General features: G+C 66.9%; 24 protein-coding genes, 3 tRNA genes and 1 pseudogene. 12 read left to right on the top strand and 16 right to left on the bottom strand.

What is annotated here, in order from left to right:
- Positions 1–5: 5 nt before the first annotated feature.
- Positions 6–956 (bottom strand): helix-turn-helix transcriptional regulator, encoded by a 951-nt coding sequence (locus FHU31_RS06340; RefSeq protein WP_208410153.1) that lies wholly within the window; start codon positions 954–956, stop codon positions 6–8.
- 62 nt (positions 957–1,018) lie between these two features.
- On the opposite strand from FHU31_RS06340, the gene FHU31_RS06335 reads away from it, so the two are divergent.
- The gene (locus tag FHU31_RS06335) at positions 1,019–1,543 is read left to right on the top strand and encodes a DinB family protein (RefSeq protein WP_167156811.1); all 525 of its coding nucleotides are present in this window, start codon (positions 1,019–1,021) and stop codon (positions 1,541–1,543) included.
- Between the two features lies 1 nt (position 1,544).
- Positions 1,545–2,144, top strand: coding sequence for a DinB family protein (locus tag FHU31_RS06330; RefSeq protein ID WP_167156810.1), 600 nt, complete (start codon positions 1,545–1,547; stop codon positions 2,142–2,144).
- Between the two features lie 64 nt (positions 2,145–2,208).
- Here FHU31_RS06330 and FHU31_RS31430 read toward each other — a convergent pair.
- Positions 2,209–3,052: pseudogene (locus tag FHU31_RS31430) on the bottom strand (hypothetical protein).
- 92 nt (positions 3,053–3,144) lie between these two features.
- Positions 3,145–3,738 (bottom strand): TetR/AcrR family transcriptional regulator, encoded by a 594-nt coding sequence (locus tag FHU31_RS06320; protein WP_167156808.1) that lies wholly within the window; start codon positions 3,736–3,738, stop codon positions 3,145–3,147.
- A gap of 76 nt (positions 3,739–3,814) precedes the next feature.
- On the opposite strand from FHU31_RS06320, the gene FHU31_RS06315 reads away from it, so the two are divergent.
- The 5 genes from FHU31_RS06315 (at position 3,815) to FHU31_RS06295 (ending at position 9,124) form a co-directional block, all read left to right on the top strand.
- Positions 3,815–4,816, top strand: coding sequence for an oxygenase MpaB family protein (locus FHU31_RS06315; RefSeq protein ID WP_167156806.1), 1,002 nt, complete (start codon positions 3,815–3,817; stop codon positions 4,814–4,816).
- Positions 4,817–4,868: 52 nt separating this feature from the next.
- Positions 4,869–6,239: an ABC1 kinase family protein gene (locus tag FHU31_RS06310; RefSeq protein ID WP_167156804.1), complete on the top strand. Its 1,371-nt coding sequence runs from the start codon at positions 4,869–4,871 to the stop codon at positions 6,237–6,239.
- Positions 6,236–7,132 carry an alpha/beta fold hydrolase gene (locus FHU31_RS06305; RefSeq protein WP_167156802.1) on the top strand — a complete coding sequence of 299 codons (897 nt, stop codon included), beginning with the start codon at positions 6,236–6,238 and terminating at the stop codon, positions 7,130–7,132. The genes FHU31_RS06310 and FHU31_RS06305 overlap by 4 nt, the downstream gene beginning before the upstream one ends.
- A gap of 82 nt (positions 7,133–7,214) precedes the next feature.
- A complete protein-coding gene (locus tag FHU31_RS06300; RefSeq protein ID WP_167156800.1) occupies positions 7,215–7,910 on the top strand; it encodes a YciI family protein in 696 nt (231 codons plus the stop codon).
- Between the two features lie 11 nt (positions 7,911–7,921).
- A complete protein-coding gene (locus FHU31_RS06295) occupies positions 7,922–9,124 on the top strand; it encodes an RNA polymerase sigma factor (protein WP_167156798.1) in 1,203 nt (400 codons plus the stop codon).
- Positions 9,125–9,192: 68 nt separating this feature from the next.
- On the opposite strand, the gene rplA is transcribed toward FHU31_RS06295, so the two are convergent.
- The 13 genes from rplA to FHU31_RS06230 form a co-directional block, all read right to left on the bottom strand.
- Positions 9,193–9,906, bottom strand: coding sequence for a 50S ribosomal protein L1 (rplA, locus tag FHU31_RS06290; RefSeq protein WP_090360043.1), 714 nt, complete (start codon positions 9,904–9,906; stop codon positions 9,193–9,195).
- A gap of 88 nt (positions 9,907–9,994) precedes the next feature.
- The gene (gene rplK, locus FHU31_RS06285; protein ID WP_167156796.1) at positions 9,995–10,423 is read right to left on the bottom strand and encodes a 50S ribosomal protein L11; all 429 of its coding nucleotides are present in this window, start codon (positions 10,421–10,423) and stop codon (positions 9,995–9,997) included.
- A gap of 71 nt (positions 10,424–10,494) precedes the next feature.
- The gene (gene nusG / locus FHU31_RS06280) at positions 10,495–11,304 is read right to left on the bottom strand and encodes a transcription termination/antitermination protein NusG (RefSeq protein WP_167156794.1); all 810 of its coding nucleotides are present in this window, start codon (positions 11,302–11,304) and stop codon (positions 10,495–10,497) included.
- A gap of 29 nt (positions 11,305–11,333) precedes the next feature.
- Positions 11,334–11,792 (bottom strand): preprotein translocase subunit SecE, encoded by a 459-nt coding sequence (gene secE, locus FHU31_RS06275; RefSeq protein ID WP_090360048.1) that lies wholly within the window; start codon positions 11,790–11,792, stop codon positions 11,334–11,336.
- A 68-nt stretch (positions 11,793–11,860) separates the two neighbouring features.
- Positions 11,861–11,933, bottom strand: a tRNA-Trp gene (locus FHU31_RS06270).
- Positions 11,934–12,088: 155 nt separating this feature from the next.
- Positions 12,089–12,601, bottom strand: a complete 513-nt coding sequence (gene hadC / locus FHU31_RS06265) for a (3R)-hydroxyacyl-ACP dehydratase subunit HadC (RefSeq protein WP_167156792.1) — start codon at positions 12,599–12,601, stop codon at positions 12,089–12,091.
- A gap of 3 nt (positions 12,602–12,604) precedes the next feature.
- A complete protein-coding gene (gene hadB, locus FHU31_RS06260; protein WP_090360053.1) occupies positions 12,605–13,033 on the bottom strand; it encodes a (3R)-hydroxyacyl-ACP dehydratase subunit HadB in 429 nt (142 codons plus the stop codon).
- The gene (gene hadA, locus FHU31_RS06255; RefSeq protein WP_167156790.1) at positions 13,020–13,496 is read right to left on the bottom strand and encodes a (3R)-hydroxyacyl-ACP dehydratase subunit HadA; all 477 of its coding nucleotides are present in this window, start codon (positions 13,494–13,496) and stop codon (positions 13,020–13,022) included. The genes hadB and hadA overlap by 14 nt, the downstream gene beginning before the upstream one ends.
- 9 nt (positions 13,497–13,505) lie before the next feature.
- Positions 13,506–13,673 (bottom strand): 50S ribosomal protein L33, encoded by a 168-nt coding sequence (gene rpmG / locus FHU31_RS06250; protein ID WP_090360058.1) that lies wholly within the window; start codon positions 13,671–13,673, stop codon positions 13,506–13,508.
- A 25-nt stretch (positions 13,674–13,698) separates the two neighbouring features.
- A tRNA-Met gene (locus FHU31_RS06245) sits at positions 13,699–13,772 on the bottom strand.
- 39 nt (positions 13,773–13,811) lie between these two features.
- Positions 13,812–13,884, bottom strand: a tRNA-Thr gene (locus FHU31_RS06240).
- 187 nt (positions 13,885–14,071) lie between these two features.
- Entirely contained in the window at positions 14,072–15,241 is a 1,170-nt protein-coding gene (locus FHU31_RS06235; RefSeq protein WP_167156788.1) for a globin domain-containing protein, read from the bottom strand.
- Positions 15,238–15,696, bottom strand: a complete 459-nt coding sequence (locus FHU31_RS06230; protein WP_167156786.1) for an RrF2 family transcriptional regulator — start codon at positions 15,694–15,696, stop codon at positions 15,238–15,240. Before FHU31_RS06230 ends, FHU31_RS06235 begins: the two co-directional genes overlap by 4 nt.
- A gap of 127 nt (positions 15,697–15,823) precedes the next feature.
- Between FHU31_RS06230 and FHU31_RS06225 the strand changes: the two genes are divergently transcribed.
- The 5 genes from FHU31_RS06225 to FHU31_RS06205 all read left to right on the top strand — a co-directional run bounded on the left by FHU31_RS06225 (position 15,824) and on the right by FHU31_RS06205 (position 20,523).
- On the top strand, positions 15,824–16,537 hold the full coding sequence (locus tag FHU31_RS06225) for an MBL fold metallo-hydrolase (protein ID WP_167156784.1): 714 nt from the start codon (positions 15,824–15,826) through the stop codon (positions 16,535–16,537).
- A gap of 104 nt (positions 16,538–16,641) precedes the next feature.
- Positions 16,642–17,763: a DUF2510 domain-containing protein gene (locus tag FHU31_RS06220; RefSeq protein ID WP_167156782.1), complete on the top strand. Its 1,122-nt coding sequence runs from the start codon at positions 16,642–16,644 to the stop codon at positions 17,761–17,763.
- A 219-nt stretch (positions 17,764–17,982) separates the two neighbouring features.
- A complete protein-coding gene (locus FHU31_RS06215) occupies positions 17,983–18,867 on the top strand; it encodes a phospholipase effector Tle1 domain-containing protein (RefSeq protein ID WP_167156780.1) in 885 nt (294 codons plus the stop codon).
- An 82-nt stretch (positions 18,868–18,949) separates the two neighbouring features.
- The gene (locus FHU31_RS06210; RefSeq protein ID WP_167156778.1) at positions 18,950–19,792 is read left to right on the top strand and encodes a DUF8453 domain-containing protein; all 843 of its coding nucleotides are present in this window, start codon (positions 18,950–18,952) and stop codon (positions 19,790–19,792) included.
- A gap of 11 nt (positions 19,793–19,803) precedes the next feature.
- Positions 19,804–20,523 (top strand): crotonase/enoyl-CoA hydratase family protein, encoded by a 720-nt coding sequence (locus FHU31_RS06205; RefSeq protein ID WP_167156776.1) that lies wholly within the window; start codon positions 19,804–19,806, stop codon positions 20,521–20,523.
- Positions 20,524–20,539 lie beyond the last annotated feature (16 nt).

Below are 20,539 nucleotides of genomic sequence, written 5' to 3'. Positions count from 1 at the left end.
GCACCTTACGTTCGCGCGGCCGCCCTGCGAAGGCGTTCGGCGGCAGCCCGTACCGCCTCGGCCACCTCGGGCGGGTCCAGGACTTCGAACTCACACCCGGGCATGGCCAGGTACAACGCCATCCGCGCGGGATCGTCGGCGCCGGTGGTGACGATGCACGCGTCGGGCCCGTCCGGTTCGATCTGCACCGACGTCGCGGAAAAGGTCTGGGCGACAACATCGTGCGCGGCGTGATAGCGCACCCGGGCGATGTAGCGGTACGGCAACGAACTGATGGCGCGGCGCACGTAATCGGCGGCGTCGGGGGCAGATCGGGGGACGAAGGTGCTGCCGAGTGCACGGACGTCGGACATCCGGTCCAGGCGCAGGCTGCGCCAGTCGTCGCGGTCCCGGTCGTAGCCCAGCAGATACCAGCGCCGGCCGGTGGTGACCAGTTGATAGGGCTCGAGGCGGCGCACGGTGGCATTGCCGCGGATGTCGACGTATCCGCAACCGATGTGTTCGTGGTCGCGGCTGGCACGGGCCAGGGTCATCAGGATGTCGGGGTCGACGGCGTCGTCGGAGGCGGCGGTCAGGGTGACGGTGTTTTCGTGGACCGCGGCCACCTGGGCACGCAACCGTGACGGCATCACCTGGTCGAGTTTGGACAGTGCACGCAGCGCCGATTCGCCGATTCCGGCCACGCTGCCGCCCGCGGCCAGGCGCAGGCACACGGCCATGGCGACGGCCTCGTCCGACTCGAGCAGCAGCGGGGGCAGGGCGGCCCCGGCACCGAGTTGGTAGCCGCCGCCGTGCCCCTTGCTTGCGTGCACGGGATATCCGAGATCGCGCAGACGCTCGACATCGCGGCGCACGCTGCGCGTGGTGACCTCGAGGCGCTGGGCCAGCTCCTCGGAGGTCCAGACCCGGCGTGACTGCAGCAAGCCGAGCAGTTGCAGGACCCTGGCGGTGCTCATGTCCACCATCCTGACGCATTCATAGGACCGAAACTGTCCTATATGGATGTCAGTGTGGGTTCATGTACACCGAACTGCTGGCCGACCAGCTGGACTTCCACTGGACACACCAGCTGCGTCCGCGCTTCGAGGGCCTGACCGATGACGAGTACTTCTGGGAGCCGGTGCCCGACTGCTGGAATGTGCACCCCGGTGCGAACGGGACGACCGTCGATTTCGCCTATCCCCCACCACGACCGGAACCCTTCACCACCATCGCGTGGCGGCTGGCGCATGTCATCGTCGGCGTACTCGCCATGCGCAGCCACTCCCATTTCGGCGGACCGCCCGCCGACTACGAGACCTGGCAGTACGCCGCCGACGCGGCGGGCGCGCTGCGCCAGCTCGATGACGCGTACGCACGCTGGATCGCGGGGGTGCGTGCACTCACCGAGGCAGACCTGACCAAGCCCTGCGGACCGACCGAAGGACCGTACGGCGCTGAGCCGATGGCCGTCCTGGTCCTGCACATCAACCGCGAAATGATCCACCACGGTGCGGAAATCGCCTGCATCCGTGACCTTTACATCCACTCGAAGGAGAACTGATATGCCCGGAATGCCCGCCCCCGCCGCCGGCGAGCGCCAGACCCTGATCAACTTCCTGGCGTTCCAGCAGGACGCGTTCCTGGCGGTGGCCTACGGACTCACCGACGAGCAGGCGCGCTCCGCGCCCGCTGCCAGTTCGTTGTCCATCGGCGGGCTGGTCAAGCATGTGACCAACTGCCAGAAGGGCTGGACGGAACGGGCCGCGCACGCGCCGTCCATCCCGGTGCCCGATGCCAGGCCGATGGAAGAGCTCATGGCCGAATACGAGGAGCAGTACGTGATGCGCGAGGACGAGACCCTGCCCGGCCTCCTGGAAGCCCTGAAAGCACAGAATGCCGCGACCCTGCAGGTGTTCGCCGACGCCGACTTCGACACTCCGGTGCCGGTGCCCCACGACGTGCCGTGGTTCCCGCAGGACATCGACCACTGGTCGGTCCGGTGGGTGCTGCTGCACCTGGTCGAGGAGTTGTCCCGGCATGCCGGGCACGCCGACATCATCCGCGAAACAGTCGACGGCGCAACCATGTACGAGTTGCTGGCCGCCGCCGAGGAATGGCCGGAGACGGACTGGATCAAGCGCTGGCGGCCGGCGTCGGTCTAGCTTCGGCGCCGAGGTCGACCAAAGGACTGTCCGCAGCACCGTGTGAGCAACCCTTTCGTCGATCTCAACCCGACCAGCCGCGGGCCTTCAGAGCGGCGCGGGCGTCCGCGACGACATCGCGTCCGCGGTCCTCCTTGATCACGTGTACGAGGTGCCAATCCAGCCGGCGCAATTCGCGATTCGCCCACACGTCCTTCGCGTACTGCGCGCGCTCGGTCAGATGTTGCTGACCGTCGTACTCGGCACCGACCTTGAACTTCTCCCAGGCCATGTCGATCCGCCGGACGTAGCGGCCAGACTCGGTGCGGACGACGAACTGCGTGGTGGGCGTGGGCAACCCGGCGTCGGCGAACAACAAGCGCAACCACGTCTCCTTCGGCGACTCGGCACCACCATCGACAAGAGGCAATGCGGAATTCAGCCGGGTCAGCCAGCGCCGTCCAGGATGGACCTTTGCGAGCAGCTCGACATCTTCGACGGCGAACGGCTTCGCATTCATCAGGGCGTCGAGACGGGCCACCGCCATATCCCGGGTCAGGTGGCGCCCCAGGTCGAAAGGCCGTCCGGACCGGTGACGTCACCCGAATCCCACGCACTGTGATGATCTCGCCCTCACCCAGCGCCTCCCTGCGCACCACGAGGCCCGGCTGAGGCCGACATGCCGCGATCAACTCGACGTCCACGTCATCGTCGACCCATTTCGCCCCGTGCAGCGCCGACGCAGCCACACCTGCGACCACGGCACCGGGCGCGACGAGCAACGCCCCTTCGATCCGATCCCACAACGAGGGCAGATGGTGCTTGGGGATGTAGATCCCCCGGAATATCGGTCGATAGCGGTGACGAAGCTGGGCACGGGTGAGGCGCCCGGCCGTCACCGCGTCACCCCCGACGAATGCAACCGGCACACCTTCTTGGACGCGCCATGCCGCCCGGCGGATCCATCTCCGTCGAGATCGACGACATGGTCGCTGTCACCGCACCGGGAACGACCTTTTCGTCAATCTCGGCCGAGCACGAGCCCGAGCGCCGCGTCGACCACCGCATCCAGGTCCGTACCCAACGCGCCCGCAAGCCACTGCTGGGCCAACTCCGCCATCGCGCCGGTGTACATCGCCGCGCCGACCCGCGCGACCACCGGGTCGGCGCCCGGCTGCACCTCGGCGAGCACGGCGGCCAGCAGCAGATCCTGGGTGGCGGCCCGGCGCGCGATCAGCACGGGATTGGACCGGGCATCGGTGAACAGCACCCGGCCCCGGCGCGGGTCCGCCGAACCGAAGTCCAGCACCGCCGCCATACCCGCCCTGGTGCGGGCGCGCAGCGCGTCGGCGGCCGATGCCATCGCCGCGTCCACCGTCTTGGCGAGTTCGGCACTCACCTTGTCGTACACCGCGCCGAGCAGCTCGTCGGTGTCGGCGAAGCTCTCGTAGAAGTACCGGGAGTTCAGCCCGGCGGCCCGGCACACCGAACGCACCGACAGGGCCGCCTCGCCACCGTCGCCGAACAACGCATAGGCGGCGTCGACCAGGAGTCCGCGCCGCTCGGCGCGCCGGTCGGTCAGCGGGACACCCGCCCACCGGGTTGGGGTCGACATCGGTCCAGATTAGTTCTGGCTACGGCTGTGACCAAAATGTATTCTGGTCACAATCGTGACCAGAAGGGATGTGGGCATGGATCTGCCGCACCAGCACGTCGAGCGGTTGTTGCAACGCAAGTTCGATCAGGACATCCGCAAGCACTACTTCCGCGGCCTGGAGTTCGCCGAACCCGCGGGCGATCCGGGCTGGTTCGGCCCGGGCAGCGCGGTGTGGCACGTGCACTCGCACACCGAGGCCCTGATCTTCGGCCTGCAGTGCGCGGCCTACATCGAACGCCTGGACCCGTCGATCTACTGGATGGGCATGCACCACTCACGACTGGTCAAGCGGGACGACCAGGGCAATGCCATCCCCGCGGTGGACCCCAAGGGCGCCGCGGTCCGGCTCGGGCACTCGATCGCCTTCTTCATCGGGACGGCCTACGGCAACACCGAGTCCGCCGAACGGGTGGCCCGCACCGTGCGCGCCATGCACCACACCATCAAGGGCACCCGGCCCGACGGCGCCGCCTATGACGCCGACGACCCGCAGTGGCTGCGCTGGAACTACGCCACCGTCGTGTGGGGCATCGCCACGGCCCATGAGCTGTACCACCCGAATCCGTTGCGCGGCAAGAAACTCGACCGCTACTACGGCGAGTTCATCCGGGTCGGCCACGCGCTGGGCGGCACCGACCTGCCCACCACCAAGGCCGAGACGCTGGACTGTCTGCACTCCTACCTGCCCCGCCTGGCGCTGACCCACGGCGCAGCCATGGCCACCGGCCCCAACCTGCCGATGCCGCAGAGCGCCATCGACTGGGCGATCCGCGACACCATGCCCAGATGGGCCAAGCAGCTGATCGGTCACACCGACCCCAACCCGATCGAGCGGGCCGCCCGGCGGGCCATCGTGTGGTCTGCGATCAACGGCCTGCACACCGCCGCCGGCCCGGCACGCGAATTCAGGGAGGCGCAGCAGCGCGTCAAGAACGGCACCACCGTGCCGCACACCGAGCCCAGCTATGTCCCGGGGACCGATCCGCAGGTCAGCCGCGCCGATATCGAGCGCAGTTTCGCCGCCAGCTCTCTGTGACGCACACCACTCAAGTTTTTGGCGTTACCGGCGGTTTTGAGACACTGCAGGGATGAGCACTCAGCCAACGAGACCCAAGCACCGCGAGGTCGCCAGGCTCGATCGGGTGCCCCTGCCGGTTGAGGCCGCCCGGATCGGGGCCACCGGCTGGCAGGTCACCCGCACCGGCGCCCGCGTCGTCGCCAACCTCCTCACCAAGGGCAGTCTGCAGCAGAAGGTCCTCAAGCAGATTCCCCAGACGTTCGCCGACCTGGGACCCACCTACGTCAAATTCGGCCAGATCATCGCGTCCAGCCCCGGCGCGTTCGGCGAGCCGCTGTCCCGGGAGTTCCGCGGACTGCTGGACCGGGTGCCGCCGGCCGACAAGGACCAGGTGCACAAGCTGTTCGTCGAAGACCTGGGCGACACCCCGCAGAACCTGTTCAAGTCCTTCGATGAGGTCCCCTTCGCATCCGCCTCGATCGCGCAGGTGCACTACGCCACACTGCACACCGGCGAGGAGGTCGTGGTCAAGATCCAACGCCCGGGCATCCGCCGCCGGGTGGCCGCCGATCTGCAGATCCTCAAGCGCGGCGCGCAGGTCGTCGAGCTCGCCAAGCTGGGCCGGCGGCTGTCCGCCCAGGATGTGGTCGCCGACTTCTCCGACAATCTGGCCGAGGAGCTGGATTTCCGCCTGGAGGCGCAGTCCATGGACGCGTGGGTGGCGCATATGCACGCCTCCCCGCTCGGTGAGAACATCCGGGTGGCGCAGGTCTACTGGGACCTGACCAGCGAACGTGTGCTCACCATGGAACGCATCCAGGGCACCCGCATCGATGACGTGGCGACCATCCGCAAAAAAGGGTTCGACGGCGAGACGCTGGTGAAGGCCCTGTTGTTCAGCGTGTTCGAGGGCGGGCTGCGCCACGGCCTGTTCCACGGTGATCTGCACGCGGGCAATCTCTACGTCGACGACGACGGCAAGATCGTCTTCTTCGACTTCGGCATCATGGGCCGCATCGACCCCCGCACCCGCTGGCTGTTGCGCGAACTGGTCTACGCCCTGGTGGTGAAGAAGGACCATGCCGCGGCCGGAAAGATCGTCGTGCTGATGGGTGCGGTGGGCACCGTCAAACCCGAGGCCCAGGCGGCCAAGGATCTGGAGAAGTTCGCCACGCCGTTGACCATGTCCTCACTCGGCGAGATGAGTTACGCCGATATCGGGAAACAACTCTCCACCCTCGCCGACGCGTACGACGTCAAGCTGCCGCGCGAGCTGGTCTTGATCGGCAAGCAGTTCCTCTACGTCGAGCGGTACATGAAGCTGCTGGCGCCGAAGTGGCAGATGATGAGCGATCCGCAGTTCACCGGCTACTTCGCGAACTTCATGGTGGAGATCAGCCGGGAACACAAAGAAGGCGACAAAGAAGAGGGCAACGAATGAGCGTCCGCACCGGGACCGCGACCCACGGCGACATCGAGATCGTCTACGAGGACATGGGCAATCCCGATGATCCGGCAGTCCTGCTGATCATGGGCCTGGGCGCACAGCTCCTGTTGTGGCGCAAGGGATTCTGCGAGAAGCTCGTCGACCAGGGACTACGGGTGATCCGATTCGACAACCGCGATATCGGACTGTCCACCAAGCTGCCCCACGCCCGCAGCGGCGCGCCGCTGCCGACCCGGATGGCGCGGTCGCTCCTCGGCCTGAAGAGCCCGGCCGGCTACGTCCTGGAGGATATGGCCGATGACGCGAACGCGCTGCTGGATCATCTCGGCATCGAGCGTGCCCATATCGTGGGTGCCTCGATGGGCGGCATGATCGCCCAGGTCTTCGCCGCCCGGCACAGCCACCGCACGCGCAGCCTCGGGGTCATCTTCTCCAGCAACAACCAAGCCCTGCTCCCGCCGCCCGGGCCGAAACAGCTGCTGGCGCTGCTGCAGAAGCCCACGGACTCCTCCCGGGAAGCCGTCATCGAGAACACGATCCGGCTGACCGAGATCATCGGCAGCCCCGGCTTCCCGACGCCGAGGGACAAGGCCCGCGCCGACGCCATCGAGAGTTACGACCGGTCCTACTATCCGGCCGGGGTGGGCAGGCAGTTCGCCGCCATCATGGGCAGCGGCAGCCTGCGCCACTACAACCGGCAGGTCACCGTGCCGACCGTGGTCATCCACGGCAAAGCCGACAAACTCATGCGCCCGTCGGGCGGCCGGGCGATCGCCCGTGCCATCCCGGGTGCACGACTGGTCCTGTTCGACGGAATGGCCCACGATCTGCCGGAAGCCCTGTGGGATGACATCGTCGGCGAACTCAAATCGAATTTCGCCGGCTGATCCTGTCGGATCGGGTCGTAGTCGTTCGTCGTACAGGTAGAGAGTGGGACGCTAGGGTCCCGCCCCTACCGGAGGAACGACCATGTTCTATTTCGCACTGCTGCTGACCCCCGAGCGCGATCTGAACCCCGCCGAGGGCGCCGCCGAGATGGCGGCCTATCACGAATTCCATGCCAAGGCCGCGTCGGCGATCCGGGGCGGCGACGCGCTGGCCGCTGCGGGCGACGGCAAGCTGATCACCGGCTGGCCGGGTGAGCCGGTGGTGACCGACGGCCCGTTCGCCGAAGGCGCCGAGGTGGCCGGCGGCTACTACGTGTTCGAGGCCGATAATCTCGATGACGCGCTGGAGCTGGCGCGCCAGATCCCCGCGGCGCAGTACGGTGCCATCGAGGTGTGGCCGATGGTGCACTGGAATGCCCCCAGCCAGCCTGTCGGCGCGGATTGGCTTGCGCTGCTGCTGGAGTCACCCGACGAGGTGAACGTCCCCGGTTCACCCGAGTTCGAAGCCAGGGTGGCCCAGCACGTCGAGGTCCATCAGAGCATCGGTGACCACATCCTGGGCGGAGCACCGTTGCACCCGCCGGCCACCGCCACGACGGTACGGGTTCGGGACGGCCAGACGGTGTTGACCGACGGGCCCTACGTCGAGGGCGCGGAGGTGGCCAACGGCTTCTACCTGCTTCGCGCCGCCGACCGGGACGAGGCGGTCAAGCTCGCCTCGATGATTCCCGCCGGCTCCGTCGCGGTGCGCCAGCTCGCCGGGATCGCCGGCCTGTAAAGAGCCGCGCAATGACCAACCTGGACGGCGTCTTCCGTCGCGAATGGGGTCCGGCGGTCGCGACACTGGCGCGCTGGTGCGGTGACCTCACCCTGGCAGAGGACGCCGTCCAGGAGGCCTTCACCGAAGCGCTGCGCGCCTGGGCCGACGGACCCCCGGACAACCCGGGCGGCTGGCTCATGACGGTCGCACGCAATCGCGCGCTGGACCGGATACGGCGCGAATCATCGCGCCCCGGAAAGGAACTCGCGGCGATGCCAATCCCAACCGATGACCGGCCGGTGCACCCGGTGCGCGATGACGAGCTGCGGATGATGTTCACCTGCGCACACCCCGCCCTGGACCGGCCGTCACAGCTGGCGCTGACCTTGCGCCTGATCTCCGGGCTGACGGTGCCAGAGATCGCCCGAGCACTCATGCAGTCCGAAGCCGCCGTCGGGCAACGGATCACCCGTGCCAAGAACAAGATCCGGCACGCCAACATCCCGCTGCGGGTCCCGCCGGCCGAGTTACTCGGCGAACGGACACCGCACGTGCTGGCCTGCGTGTACTCGGTGTTCACCGAGGGCTACTGGTCGACCGGCGGCCCCTCGGCCATCCGCGACGACCTCTGCGACGAGGGGGTCCGACTGGCCGGCGAACTGTGCGCCTTGATGCCCACGGTCGCGGATGCCCATGCCCTGGCGGCCCTGACCCTGCTGCACGACTCGCGGCGGGCCACCCGGGTCGATGCCGGCGGCGCCCTATTGCCGCTCGAGGAGCAGGACCGCAGCCGCTGGGACCGAACCCGGATGGCGCGCGGCCTGGACCGGCTGACCCGGGCGAGCGGCGCGCAGGGACCTTACCTGCCGCAAGCGGTGATCGCGGCCGTCCATGCCACGGCCCCGAACTGGGCGGCCACCGACTGGCCGACGATCTGCGCAGCCTACGATCGGCTCATCGCTGTCGCCGATTCACCGATGGCCCGGGCCAATCACGCGCTGGCACTGGGCTTTCGGGACGGTTTCGCCGTCGGGCTGGCGGCGCTGGACCGGGTGGCCGATGATCCGCGACTGGCGCGCTCGAGTGTCGTCGCCTCCATCCGGGCCGACCTGCTCCGGCGGTCCGACCGGCTGACCGAGGCAGCCCACTGGTACCGAATCGCCTTGGACCGCAGTGCATCCGATCCGGCGCAGGATTTCCTGCGCCGGCGCCTCGCCGAGTGTGGGGGCTGACGCCGAAATGCCGAGTGGCCGGTCATCTCGCGATGACCGGCCACTCGGTGACGTGTAAGGACAGGCTTTTAGACCTGCTCCTCCGTGAAGTTCCGGGTCACGGCCGGGTCCACCGGGATGCCGGGGCCGGTCGTGGTGGAGACGGTGATCTTCTTCAGGTAGCGACCCTTGGAGGACGACGGCTTGGCGCGCAGCACCTCGTCGAGCGCCGCACCGTAGTTCTCCGCCAGCTTGGTCTCGTCGAAGGACGCCTTGCCGATCACGAAGTGCAGGTTGGCCTGCTTGTCGACACGGAAGTTGATCTTGCCGCCCTTGATGTCGTTGACGGCCTTGGTGACATCAGCGGTCACGGTGCCGGTCTTGGGGTTCGGCATCAGGCCGCGCGGGCCCAGCACGCGGGCGATCCGACCGACCTTGGCCATCTGATCGGGCGTGGCGATCGCGGCGTCGAAATCCAGGAACCCACCCTGGATCTTCTCGATCAGGTCATCGCTACCCACCACGTCCGCGCCGGCGGCCAGGGCCTGCTCGGCCTTCTCACCCACGGCGAACACCGCGACACGGGCGGTCTTACCGGTGCCGTGCGGAAGGTTCACGGTGCCACGGACCATCTGGTCGGCCTTGCGGGGATCGACACCCAGGCGGATGGCGACCTCGACGGTCGCATCCTGCTTCTTGGACGAGGTCTCCTTGGCCAGACGCGCGGCCTGCAGCGGGGTGTAGAGGTTGGTGCGATCCACCTTCTCGGCGGCTTCGCGATATGCCTTGCTGTTCTTGCTCATTGTGATTCCAATCGTGTTGTTGGAGTTGTGGTTGTCGGGCCGGAGCGGGCCCTCCCACGACTTCCGTGCTTATTCGAGACTTTCGTGCTTATTCGACAGTGATACCCATGGAGCGGGCAGTGCCGGCGATGATCTTCGCGGCAGCGTCGATGTCGTTGGCGTTGAGATCTTCCTTCTTGGTCTCGGCGATCTCACGCACCTGATCCCAAGTGACCTTGGCGACCTTGGTCTTGTGCGGTTCGCCGGAACCCTTCGGCACACCGGCAGCCTTGAGCAGCAGCCGAGCGGCGGGCGGGGTCTTCAGGGCGAAGGTGAAGCTGCGATCCTCGTAGACGGTGATCTCCACGGGGATGACGTTGCCGCGCTGCGACTCGGTCGCGGCGTTGTACGCCTTGCAGAACTCCATGATGTTGACGCCATGCTGACCGAGCGCCGGACCGACCGGCGGAGCAGGGTTGGCCTGCCCGGCCTGGATCTGGAGCTTGATGAGCCCGGCGACCTTTTTCTTCGGGGCCATGTTGTTCGGTGTTCCTTACTGTTTCTTCCTGGAAGGGCGTGGGTTGCCCTGTGTTGTTGAAAACTGAGCCACTAAATCTTGGCGACCTGGGTGAACGTCAGCTCGACAGGTGTCTCGCGGCCGAAGATCGACACCAGCACCTTGAGCTTCTGCTGCTCGGCGTTGACCTCGCTGATCGAGGCCGGCAGCGTCGCGAACGGGCCGTCCATGACGGTGACGGACTCGCCGACCTCGAAATCGACGAGGATCTCGGGCCGTTCCAACGTGGCTTCAGACGAGGCCGCCGATGCCGCGGAGGAGCTCTTCGCGGCAGCCTTCTTGGCCGCCCCCTGCGGCAGCAGGAACTTGACCACGTCGTTGAGCGACAGCGGTGACGGGCGCGAGGTCGCACCGACGAACCCGGTGACGCCCGGGGTGTTGCGCACCGCGCCCCACGACTCGTCGTTCAGTTCCATGCGCACCAGGATGTAGCCGGGCAGCACCTTGCGGTTGACCTGCTTACGCTGGCCGTTCTTGATCTCGGTGACCTCTTCGGTGGGCACCTCGACCTGGAAGATGTAGTCGCCGACGTCCAGGTTCTGCACGCGGGTCTCGAGGTTGGCCTTCACCTTGTTCTCGTAACCGGCGTAGCTGTGGATGACGTACCAGTCACCCGGCTTGAGGCGCAGCTCCTTCTTGAGCGCGGTCGCCGGATCGACGTCCTCGTCCTCGGCGGCCTCCTCAACGACAGGAGCCTCGGTTTCCGCAGTTTCGGCAGTCTCGGATTCTTCAGCGCCTTCTTCGGCGCCCTCGGCGGTCTCCAGAGTCTCGTCGAGCACGTCGACGGCATCACCCGAAGGCGTCTCGGCGTCGAGCTGTTCGTCGCCGTCGAAGCTAGTCACGGTTGTCAGTCCTCTCTCAGTTCTTCCGGTCAGCCGAACACGATCGACACGAGCTTCGCCAGCCCGACGTCGACCCCGCCGATCAGCGCGACCATGAATGCCAGGAACACCAGGACCACCGTGGTGTAGCTGACCATCTGCTTGCGGTTCGGCCAGATGACCTTGCGCAGTTCGGCAACGACCTGCTTGAGGTAGTTCCACACGAAGGCGAACGGGTTGACCCGCTTGGCGTCGCTCTTCTTCTTGGCCGGCTTCGCCGCCTTGGTCTTCGTGCTCTTGGCAGTCGGTTCGGCGCCCTCGGTGCCGTCGGCGGACTCGGTGTCGGTATCGGACACCTCATCGTCCTCAACCGGGGCCACCGCGGCACGCCGCGTCCGCTTACCGGTCGGGCGCAGCGGGCGGGTCACGACGGCCGTCTGGCCGGCCGCGTCCTCGGTGCCCGTTGCTTCGGTGCCTTCGGAGCCGGCACTGTCGCGCTCGTCGCTCACCGCACGCCTTTCATCTGGTTCGGGTGGTCACCTTCGCAGTGTCCACACTCGTCGAGTATTCAGTTGAGCAGGGGCGACAGGACTTGAACCTGCAACCTGCGGTTTTGGAGACCGCTGCTCTGCCAGTTGAGCTACGCCCCTTCGTGGCGGCCCTCACACAACTCGCGCGCTCCCCGACCGGCCGATTTCCGAACCGACGGACAGCGCGCTGATGTGGGAAAACCCCGAGGACCGAGTGTACATCGGCCCAAGTCTCAGTTACTAATCGCCTTGTCGCTGCTCCCTCATCACCGAGACTAGCTCTCGATGACCGCCGAGCGCCGCACCTGACCGGTTTCGCGGTCGTACTGCACCGACACCGAATTGTCGCCTTCGTGGCCCATCAGGGTGGTGAACGCCTCCATGATGATCACGCCGTCGTCGTCGGCGAGGATGTTGCGGGTCACGACGATATCGGCGCCGAACCGCTCATCGACCGACTTGATCTCCAGATGAGCGTGCAACCGGTCGCCCACCTTGATCGGCCGGTGATACACGAACCGCTGATCCACCTGGATGATCTGCATGGTTTCCATGCCGACATCCACGTTACGGAAGAAGTCCTGCTGCACCAGCAGCGCGAGAATCGACGGGAACGTCGGGCCTGCGACCAGCGTGTCGTGGCCCAGCTCGGCGGCGGCCGCCTCGTCCTGCGAAGCCGGATCGTCGGATTTCACCGCCCGCGCGAACTGCTTGACCTGCTCACGGCCCACCACGAAGACCTCGGGGTACTTGTAGACCATCCCCAGGATGTCAGCCTTGATGGCCATGGCTCAGGCCAGCTTCGCGATGGCGATGGCGCGGCCGAAGATCTTCTTTCCCCCGGTGGTCGCCGAGAGGGCGATCGTCACCGACTTCGATTCGGGTTCCACCGATTTCACCCGGCCGTTGAAGACGATCTCGGCGCCCACACCGTCGTTGGGCACGGGGACGACCGCGGTGAACCGGACGTTGTACTCGGTCACGGCGGCCGGGTCGCCGACCCAGGACGTGACATAACCGCCGCCGAGGCCCATGGTCAGCATGCCGTGCGCAATCGCGGTGTCGAGGCCGACCTGCTTGGCGATCTCATCGTCCCAGTGGATGGGGTTCAGGTCGCCGGACACACCGGCGTAGTTCACCAGGTCCTGTCGGGTCAGCGGGATGACCTTCTCCGGAAGGGTGTCACCCACGTTGACCGAACTGAACTCACGCAGCGCCATCAGAAAAACCCTCTTCTCCGTCTCCTGCACGACCGGCAAGGGTCGTGTAGGCCTCCTGGACAACGTCACCCTTGTCATTACTGATCACGTTCTTGGTGACGATGATGTCCGTGCCGTGTGCCTGTCGAACCGAATCTACGTAGACATCGCAGTACAGCCTGTCGCCCGCCCGGATCGGCGCCATGAACTTCAATTGCTGGTCGACCTGCACGATCTGTGCATCTTTGACGCTGATGTTCGCATGATCGAAAAACGCATACTGCGCCTGGTAGCCGAAGATGCAGATGAAGGTCAGCGGCGCCGGCAGTGAGTCATGCCCGAGGTCGGCGGCGACAGCTTCATCGTGGAAGTACGCATCGTCGTTCTTGACGGCGACGGCGTGCTCGCGGATCTTCTCCCGGCCAACCTCGTACACGTCGGGGTACCGATAGTGCATCCCGACGATGTTCGACGACAGAGCCACGACGAAGAGTTAGCGCGACTCTTTATGCGGCTGGTGCGCGCCACAGTTGGGGCAGAACTTCTTCAGCTCCAGCCGGTCCGGGTCGTTGCGCCGGTTCTTCTTCGTGATGTAGTTACGGTGCTTGCACACCTCGCAGGCCAAGGTGATCTTGGGCCGTACGTCGGTACTCGACGCCACGTCATTGCCTCTCGTTGTTTCCCTGTAGCGGTGGGGAGGCTCGATCTCCCGACCTCACGATTATGAGTCGTGCGCTCTAACCAGCTGAGCTACACCGCCCCGAATAGACGAAGGCGGCGATCCGCCTGGCGTCCACCGAGCCCCCTAACGGAATCGAACCGTTGACCTTTTCCTTACCATGGAAACGCTCTACCGACTGAGCTAAGGGGGCCTTGCACTTCTTTGGCACTACATCAGCCCGAGGGCCTTAAAGAGGGTACATTCCCGGCGTTTCTCCTGCCAAAACGGCAGCGTATCGGGGTCGACTGGCCCGTTCGACGCTGTTTTCCACACCAGGGTCGCGAGTGTACGGGCGCAGCGACCCCGGTGCAGAAATCGGCGTTGACCAGCCGGCGCGGTTACAGCAGCCAGTCGTTGGGGCTGAACAGCTCGCAGTGCACCCGTTCGACGCCGCGCGCGGCCAGCTGGTCGCGCACCGCCCGGACGAAGCCGTCGGCGCCACACAGGTAGACCTCGGCGCCGGCGGGCAGCTCCACCTCGTCGAGGTTCAGGAAGCCCTGATGCGCGCCTTCGGTGGCGTCCTCGTACCAGATGTCCAGGGTGACATCGGGCAACGCGGCCACCAGCTCACGTTGCCGTTCCCGCAGCGGGTGGGTCTGGGCGCTGCGGTCGGCGTGCAGGACGACCACACGCGTGGCCGGGTCCAGCGCTTCCAGGATGCTGATCATCGGAGTGATGCCGATGCCCGCCGAGATCAACACCAGCGGCGCACCGGGAGCGGGGCGCGGCAGGTCGCCGAACGGCACGGTGACGTCGAGCAGGTCGCCCACGCGCAGGTTGTCCCGGATCCATGTCGACACCTCACCGGTGGGCTTGACCGCGAACGTGAGCTCCCCGTGCTCGCCCGCGTCGATCAGGCTGTACTGGCGCAGCTGGCGCGCGCCGTCGGGAAGGGTCACACCGACGGACACGTACTGGCCCGCCGTGCTCGGCAGCGCACCGGCCGTCAGCGGGGCGACGGTCACCTGGACCGCGCCGGACGGATCGTCCACCCGGGCCAGCACCTGAGCCCGCCGGTACACGTCTCCGTCGCGCACACCGGCTTGGGCGTACAGCGAGCGCTCCAGGTCGATCAGCGCGTTGGCCATGATCCAGAAGACCTGGTCCCAGGCGGCCGCGACCTCGGCGGTGACGGTGTCCGCGCCGAGCACCTCCACGATCGCCGCGAACAGGTTGTCGTGCACCACCGGGTACTGCTCGGCGACGATGCCCAGCGAGGCGTGCTTGTGCCCGATCCGCGACAGCAGCTCCACTGGATGCGGCAGCGCAGGGTCGACAAGGTGCGTGGCGAAGGTCGCGATCGACGCCGCCAGCGCGCGCTGCTGCGCGCCCTGGGCTTGGTTACCGCGGTTGAACAGGTTGCGCAGCAGCTGCGGGTGGTTGTCGAACAACCGGCGGTAGAACGCCTGGGTGATGGTGTCGATATTGGCGCCGATCAACGGCAACGTGGCGGTCACGATCTCGGCGTGAACCGGGTCCAGTTCAGTGCTCTCGGTGGTGATGGTCATCGTGGTGTCCTTTCTGGGTGGGTCAAGGGAAGGGAAACGAGGGGCAGCAGGGTGCTGCCCGACAGGTCGTCGATGGTGTAGCCGTCGAGCTGGCGGTAGAAGGCTTCTTTGGCCTCCGCGAGCACTCGACGCAGCCGGCACGCGGGGATCAGCGGGCAGGGGTGGGCGCCGCCGGCGCAGTCGATCACCTCGGCGTCGCCCTCCAGGCGGCGGACCAGCCAGCCCAGCGATGCGTGTCGGCCGGCCTCGGCGAGTTCGAGTCCACCAACGCGGCCGCGCCGGGCGTTGACCATGCCGAGCTCGACGAGCCGCGAGACGGCTTTGGCGATGTGGTTCTCCGACGCGTCGGCGCCGTTCGCGATGGTGCGGGTGGTGATTCGCCGGCCGTCGGTCTCCGCGGCGGCGAGCAGCATCATCGTCCGCAGTCCGAGGTCGGTGAACCGGGTGAGGTGCATGCGTCCGACGCTAGTAATTACGCATCTGAGATGCGACATTTCCGCTTGTGCGGTTAAACACCCCATGACATGCGGTTTTTGGACCTGCGGTTATCTCTGTCACGGGGCGCCGTCCTACTCTGTCCCCATGTCCGAAGACCGCCTGTACTTCCGTCAGCTGTTGTCCGGCCGCGATTTCGCCGCAGGCGATCCGATCGCCGAACAGATGCGCAACTTCGCCTACCTGATCGGCGACCGCGAGACCGGCGACACCGTGGTCGTCGACCCCGCGTACGCCGCAGGCGACCTGGTGGACACCCTGGAAGCGGACGGCATGCACCTGTCGGGCGTGCTGGTGTCCCATCACCACCCCGACCACGTCGGCGGCACGATGATGGGGTTCACGCTGAAGGGAGTGGCCGAACTCCTGGAGCGGGTCAGCGTGCCGGTGCACGTCAATGCCCATGAGGCGGAATGGGTTTCGCGCGTCACCGGTATCGCGCCCAGCGAACTGACCCCGCACCAGCACGGTGACAAGGTGGCGATCGGCGATATCGAGATCGAACTGCTACACACGCCAGGGCACACCCCGGGCAGTCAGTGCTTCCTGCTCGACGGGCGACTGGTGGCCGGGGATACCTTGTTCCTGGAGGGGTGCGGGCGCACCGATTTCCCGGGCGGGGACGTCGATGCGATGTTCCGCAGCCTGCAGGCACTTGCCCAGTTGCCCGGCGACCCGACCGTGTTTCCCGGACACTGGTATTCGGCTGAGCCGAATGCATCGTTGTCTTCGGTCAAGCAGTCGAACTACGTCTACCGGGCGAGCAATCTCGACCAGTGGCGCATGCTGATGGGCGGCTGAACGAGGTCGAGGGCGCAGGCAAAAGTCTCGCGGCGTATTCCGGGCTCGGCTATCCTGCGGGGTCACAGCGCCCATCCGGCGCATGATGGGGAGGAAGTCCTACGATGACGACACCGCCGACCCCGGCCGGCTGGTATCCCGACCCTGACGGCACGGGTGGTCAACGGTATTGGGATGGCACGGCGTGGACCGAGCATCTGACCCCCGCTCAGGCGCCACCGGCGCCTCCCGTTCCCCCGGCTCCCGCAGAACCTTCCGCGCCGCAGGAGCCGACATCCTGGCCGTCCGAGTTGCCGCCGTGGCCCGATGTCGAGATGCCGTCCTGGGAGCAGGCGGCCAGCGAGCAGCCCACCGCCGTCGTGAACATCCCGCAGCCCGAGCAGCCGACACCCGACGGGTCACCGTCTGAGCCGGAATCCGATGCGGACACCCCGGAGTCGGCCGAGGAAGCACCCGAGAACCCTGAGCCGCCCACCGCGCTCGAGCCGGATACCACCGTGGTGAAGCTGCCCGAACCGCCTACCACGGTGGTCCCCACCTACACCCCGGCGTCGTTCTACGACGAGCCGGCGGCGGCCCAGTTCGCCGAGCCGGCAGCCGCAGCACCGGGGCCCACCGCGCCGGCCGCAGGAAACGCGAACCTGCTCAAGAGCTACGTCGGCGGCGTCGGCGTCCTGCTCATCGCGCTGATCGCGGTGCTCGTGTTCGCCCTGGTCATCCACAAGCCCGAGCCCAGCCAGCTGAGCCTGCCGGGGGCGACGTCCACCCCGACCACTTCGTCCTCGGCCGAGACGTCCACCGAGGCCTCAAGTCCGTCGGCGACCGAATCCGCGCCCGCGGCACCCGCGGCGGGTAGCGCGGTCGACGGTGATGTCACGTTCACCCAGAACGGCATCGATATCGGCCCGACCGTCGTCGCACCGGACAACGACCAGCTGACCAAGACCGCCACGGGTGAATTCATCGTGGTGCATCTGACCTTGGCCAACACCGGTCAGGCGCCGGCGACGTTCGTCGCCGACCAACAGGTGCTCACCGCGGACGGCCAGACCTATACCCCGGACACCGAGGCCACCTTCTACCTCGGCGGTGCGTCGACCGTGGTGTACCCCAACGAACCCGTCGATGTCGCCATCGCGTTCGATGTCCCGCCTGGCAGCGTGCCCGGCTCCCTGCAGGTGCACGGCGACGTGTCCAGCGCCGGCGCCGTACTGCCGCTGAGTTAGCCGAACATTCCCCGCTGCTGCGGTTCAGGTTTACCGCAAGAATTTCCATGTCCGTCAAACGATGGACAGACGACTGATTTCGTAGCACGATAGCTTTATTCAGCTGGATTTCGTCGAGATGACTGGATTCTTCGGCGAATCCACGGACCGGCGCCAGCCGGGCCGCGTGGGCAGGATTATTCGCTGGATTCGCTCGTGCTGCATCCGTCGGGGGTTGCTGTGACAAATATCGTGCTGTGCTTCGGCCAAGGGGCACATTCCGGTCGTACCGACCTCACCGGCCTGCTCGCACAACTCGACGACACCCAGCTGATCTGGTCTCACGACCTCCCGCTGCGCCGCCGCAACGCCGCCGATGAAGCGCGCGCCGCCATCACCGAGGGCTATCGGCATCTACTGACGCACTGGCACCCGGGCGACCAGATCTTCGCCTTCGGGGCCGGCCGCGGCGCGGCCTGCGCCCAGGCCTTGAGCAGACTGCTCGGCACCATCGGCGTGCTCGACGGCGAACTCATCGACTACGTGCTCGCCACCTATGCGGTCCCGCGTACACCGCGCACCGACCAGGACTGGCGGGACCTCGCCGCCGTTGCCGCCGGGCTGACCTCCCACCCCGATGTCGGCATACCCGTGCGGTTCCTCGGCCTGTGGGATACCACCCGGACACCGGGCACCGCCGGACCGGTCGAGGTGGTCGAGGGCCGGCACGCCATGGCCATCGACGGCGGACCACCGCTGCAGCACGTCGACGGTGTCGAGGAAGTCTGGTTTCGCGGAACGCACCGCAGCATCGTCGGTGACGCCGTCGTCCTGGACTGGATCCTCGACGGAGCCACCCGCGCCGGATTGCGGATCCGCACCGAACCGGCGGCCCTCCCGGTCCCCCGGCGTGAACCGCGCGCCCGCGGCGTACGGCGGGTGCCGCACGCCGCGGCGGTGCACGCCAGCGTCGAGATGCACCTGCGCGCCCATCCGAGGTACTGGCGCCGACTGCCCGCCGAAGTCGTGTGGGCCGACACCGACTGGCCGGCCCGCACCGAACGCCTGATCCGGGCCGACACGCTGCGCCCCCTGACCGCCCCGGCACTCGCCACCGCCAGCTAGCAATGCCGGGAGTCGCGGTTTACGCGACACTTAGCGAAGCGCTACTGTCCAGAGCGCAATCGGACGAACGGGTGGGGGCGCTGTGCAGTGGTTTCATGATCGGTGGACCGACCTCGTCGGCCTGGGGTCTGCCACCTGGCTCACGATCGCGGCGTGGGCCGGGCTGTTGCTCGCGGTTCTCGCACTGATCTTCGTGGCGCGGGTGATCACCCGGAACCGGCAGCTCAGAAGCGCTGAACTGCGGCCGCACGTGGTGATGTACATGGAGCCCAACGCCACCGACTGGCACGTCATCGAACTCGTGGTACGCAATTTCGGCAAGACGGCCGCACATGAGGTGCAGTTCGAATTCCCCACCGCGCTCACCGTGGGCCGCTACGCGGAAGCCTATGCCGACGGGCCACCCGAGATCGCCGAACTCACTCTTCCCAGCGAACTCACTCAACTCGCACCCGGGCAGGAGTGGCGAACTATTTGGGATTCGGCCATCAACCGCGAGGAACTCGGCGGGGAGATCCAGTCCCGGTTCGAGGGCGCCCTCACCTACCGCGATCGCACCAAGAACGAGAAGGGCAGGCGGCAGGAGTTCCACACCGAGGTGGTGCTCGACTGGGCGACCTTGCCGCCGGTGCAGCGACTGGACCTGATGCTCAACCACGACCTGGCCAGACGGGAGAAGCAGAAGTTGGAGCTGCTGCGCAGCACGCTCACCTACTTCCATTACGCATCCAAGGAGACGCGTCCCGAGGTGTACCGGGCCGAGATCGACCGGATGAACCGCGCGGTGCGCGAGACCCAGGACCGCTGGCGGACCCGCCAGGTCGACGAGACCACCGAGCTCGACTTCCCGTGGATCGAGGAGGCCCGGCCCGCGGGCAGGCATCACTCGAGCCCCGCCATCAAAATTCGCAACCACGCTCCGTAACATCCGCAACTATGACGAGCCCGGTGAGTTACTCGGTGAACGAATCCGTCGCGACGATCGCTCTCGACGACGGCAAGGTCAATGCCCTGTCCCCCGACATGCTGGCGGCCATCAACGCCGGACTGGACCAGGCCGAGTCGGATATCGCCGCCGGTACCGTGAAAGCCGTCGTCCTGGCCGGTAATTCGCGAGTGCTCAGCGCGGGATTCGAGCTGAGTGTGTTCGCCTCCGGCGATCCCGCTGCCGGGCTGGGCATGCTGACCGCCGGATTCGAATTGTCGGTGCGCGTCTTGAGTTTCCCGGCCCCGATCGTGATCGCGGCCACCGGGCACGCCATCGCGATGGGCTCCTTCCTGCTTCTCAGTGGCGATCATCGGGTGGGTTCGGCGAAGGGCCGGTGCCAGGCCAACGAGGTGGCCATCGGGATGACGTTGCCGATCGCGGCCATCGAGATCATGCGGATGCGGCTGACCCGTGCCGCGTTCTTCCGCGCGGTGTCGGTGGCGGCGACGTTCACCGGGGACGCCGCGATCGCGGGTGGCTGGCTCGACGAGATCGTCGAACACGACGACGTGCTGGCCCGCGCCCAGGCGGTGGCAACCGAATATGCCGCGACCCTGCACCTGAAGGCCCATGTGGCGAGCAAGCTCAAGGCACGCGCATCGGCCATCGAGGCGATCCGAGCGGGAATCGACGGGCTGGCCGAGGAATTCGCTCTCACCACGAAGTGAGGCTCGGAAGGCCGGC

The organism is Mycolicibacterium fluoranthenivorans (genome assembly GCF_011758805.1).
In the GTDB taxonomy this organism is placed as follows: Bacteria; Actinomycetota; Actinomycetes; order Mycobacteriales; family Mycobacteriaceae; genus Mycobacterium; species Mycobacterium fluoranthenivorans.
Note: the sequence above shows the minus strand (reverse complement) of the source record. Positions and strands in the feature narration are given on the sequence as shown.

Bases quoted from the DNA above. Each gene is read 5' to 3' on its own strand.
- FHU31_RS06320 (WP_167156808.1), bottom strand. From the start codon at position 3,738: ATGTCGACCCCAACCCGGTGGGCGGGTGTCCCGCTGACCGACCGGCGC.
- rplK (WP_167156796.1), bottom strand. From the start codon at position 10,423: ATGGCCCCGAAGAAAAAGGTCGCCGGGCTCATCAAGCTCCAGATCCAG.
- FHU31_RS06235 (WP_167156788.1), bottom strand. From the start codon at position 15,241: ATGACCATCACCACCGAGAGCACTGAACTGGACCCGGTTCACGCCGAG.
- FHU31_RS06310 (WP_167156804.1), top strand. From the start codon at position 4,869: ATGAGCACTCAGCCAACGAGACCCAAGCACCGCGAGGTCGCCAGGCTC.
- FHU31_RS06335 (WP_167156811.1), top strand. From the start codon at position 1,019: ATGTACACCGAACTGCTGGCCGACCAGCTGGACTTCCACTGGACACAC.
- FHU31_RS06220 (WP_167156782.1), top strand. From the start codon at position 16,642: ATGACGACACCGCCGACCCCGGCCGGCTGGTATCCCGACCCTGACGGC.
- hadB (WP_090360053.1), bottom strand. From the start codon at position 13,033: ATGGCGCTGCGTGAGTTCAGTTCGGTCAACGTGGGTGACACCCTTCCG.
- FHU31_RS06330 (WP_167156810.1), top strand. From the start codon at position 1,545: ATGCCCGGAATGCCCGCCCCCGCCGCCGGCGAGCGCCAGACCCTGATC.
- FHU31_RS06315 (WP_167156806.1), top strand. From the start codon at position 3,815: ATGGATCTGCCGCACCAGCACGTCGAGCGGTTGTTGCAACGCAAGTTC.
- FHU31_RS06300 (WP_167156800.1), top strand. From the start codon at position 7,215: ATGTTCTATTTCGCACTGCTGCTGACCCCCGAGCGCGATCTGAACCCC.
- FHU31_RS06295 (WP_167156798.1), top strand. From the start codon at position 7,922: ATGACCAACCTGGACGGCGTCTTCCGTCGCGAATGGGGTCCGGCGGTC.
- FHU31_RS06205 (WP_167156776.1), top strand. From the start codon at position 19,804: ATGACGAGCCCGGTGAGTTACTCGGTGAACGAATCCGTCGCGACGATC.
- FHU31_RS06230 (WP_167156786.1), bottom strand. From the start codon at position 15,696: ATGCACCTCACCCGGTTCACCGACCTCGGACTGCGGACGATGATGCTG.
- FHU31_RS06305 (WP_167156802.1), top strand. From the start codon at position 6,236: ATGAGCGTCCGCACCGGGACCGCGACCCACGGCGACATCGAGATCGTC.
- FHU31_RS06225 (WP_167156784.1), top strand. From the start codon at position 15,824: ATGTCCGAAGACCGCCTGTACTTCCGTCAGCTGTTGTCCGGCCGCGAT.
- FHU31_RS06340 (WP_208410153.1), bottom strand. From the start codon at position 956: ATGAGCACCGCCAGGGTCCTGCAACTGCTCGGCTTGCTGCAGTCACGC.
- rplA (WP_090360043.1), bottom strand. From the start codon at position 9,906: ATGAGCAAGAACAGCAAGGCATATCGCGAAGCCGCCGAGAAGGTGGAT.
- hadC (WP_167156792.1), bottom strand. From the start codon at position 12,601: ATGGCCATCAAGGCTGACATCCTGGGGATGGTCTACAAGTACCCCGAG.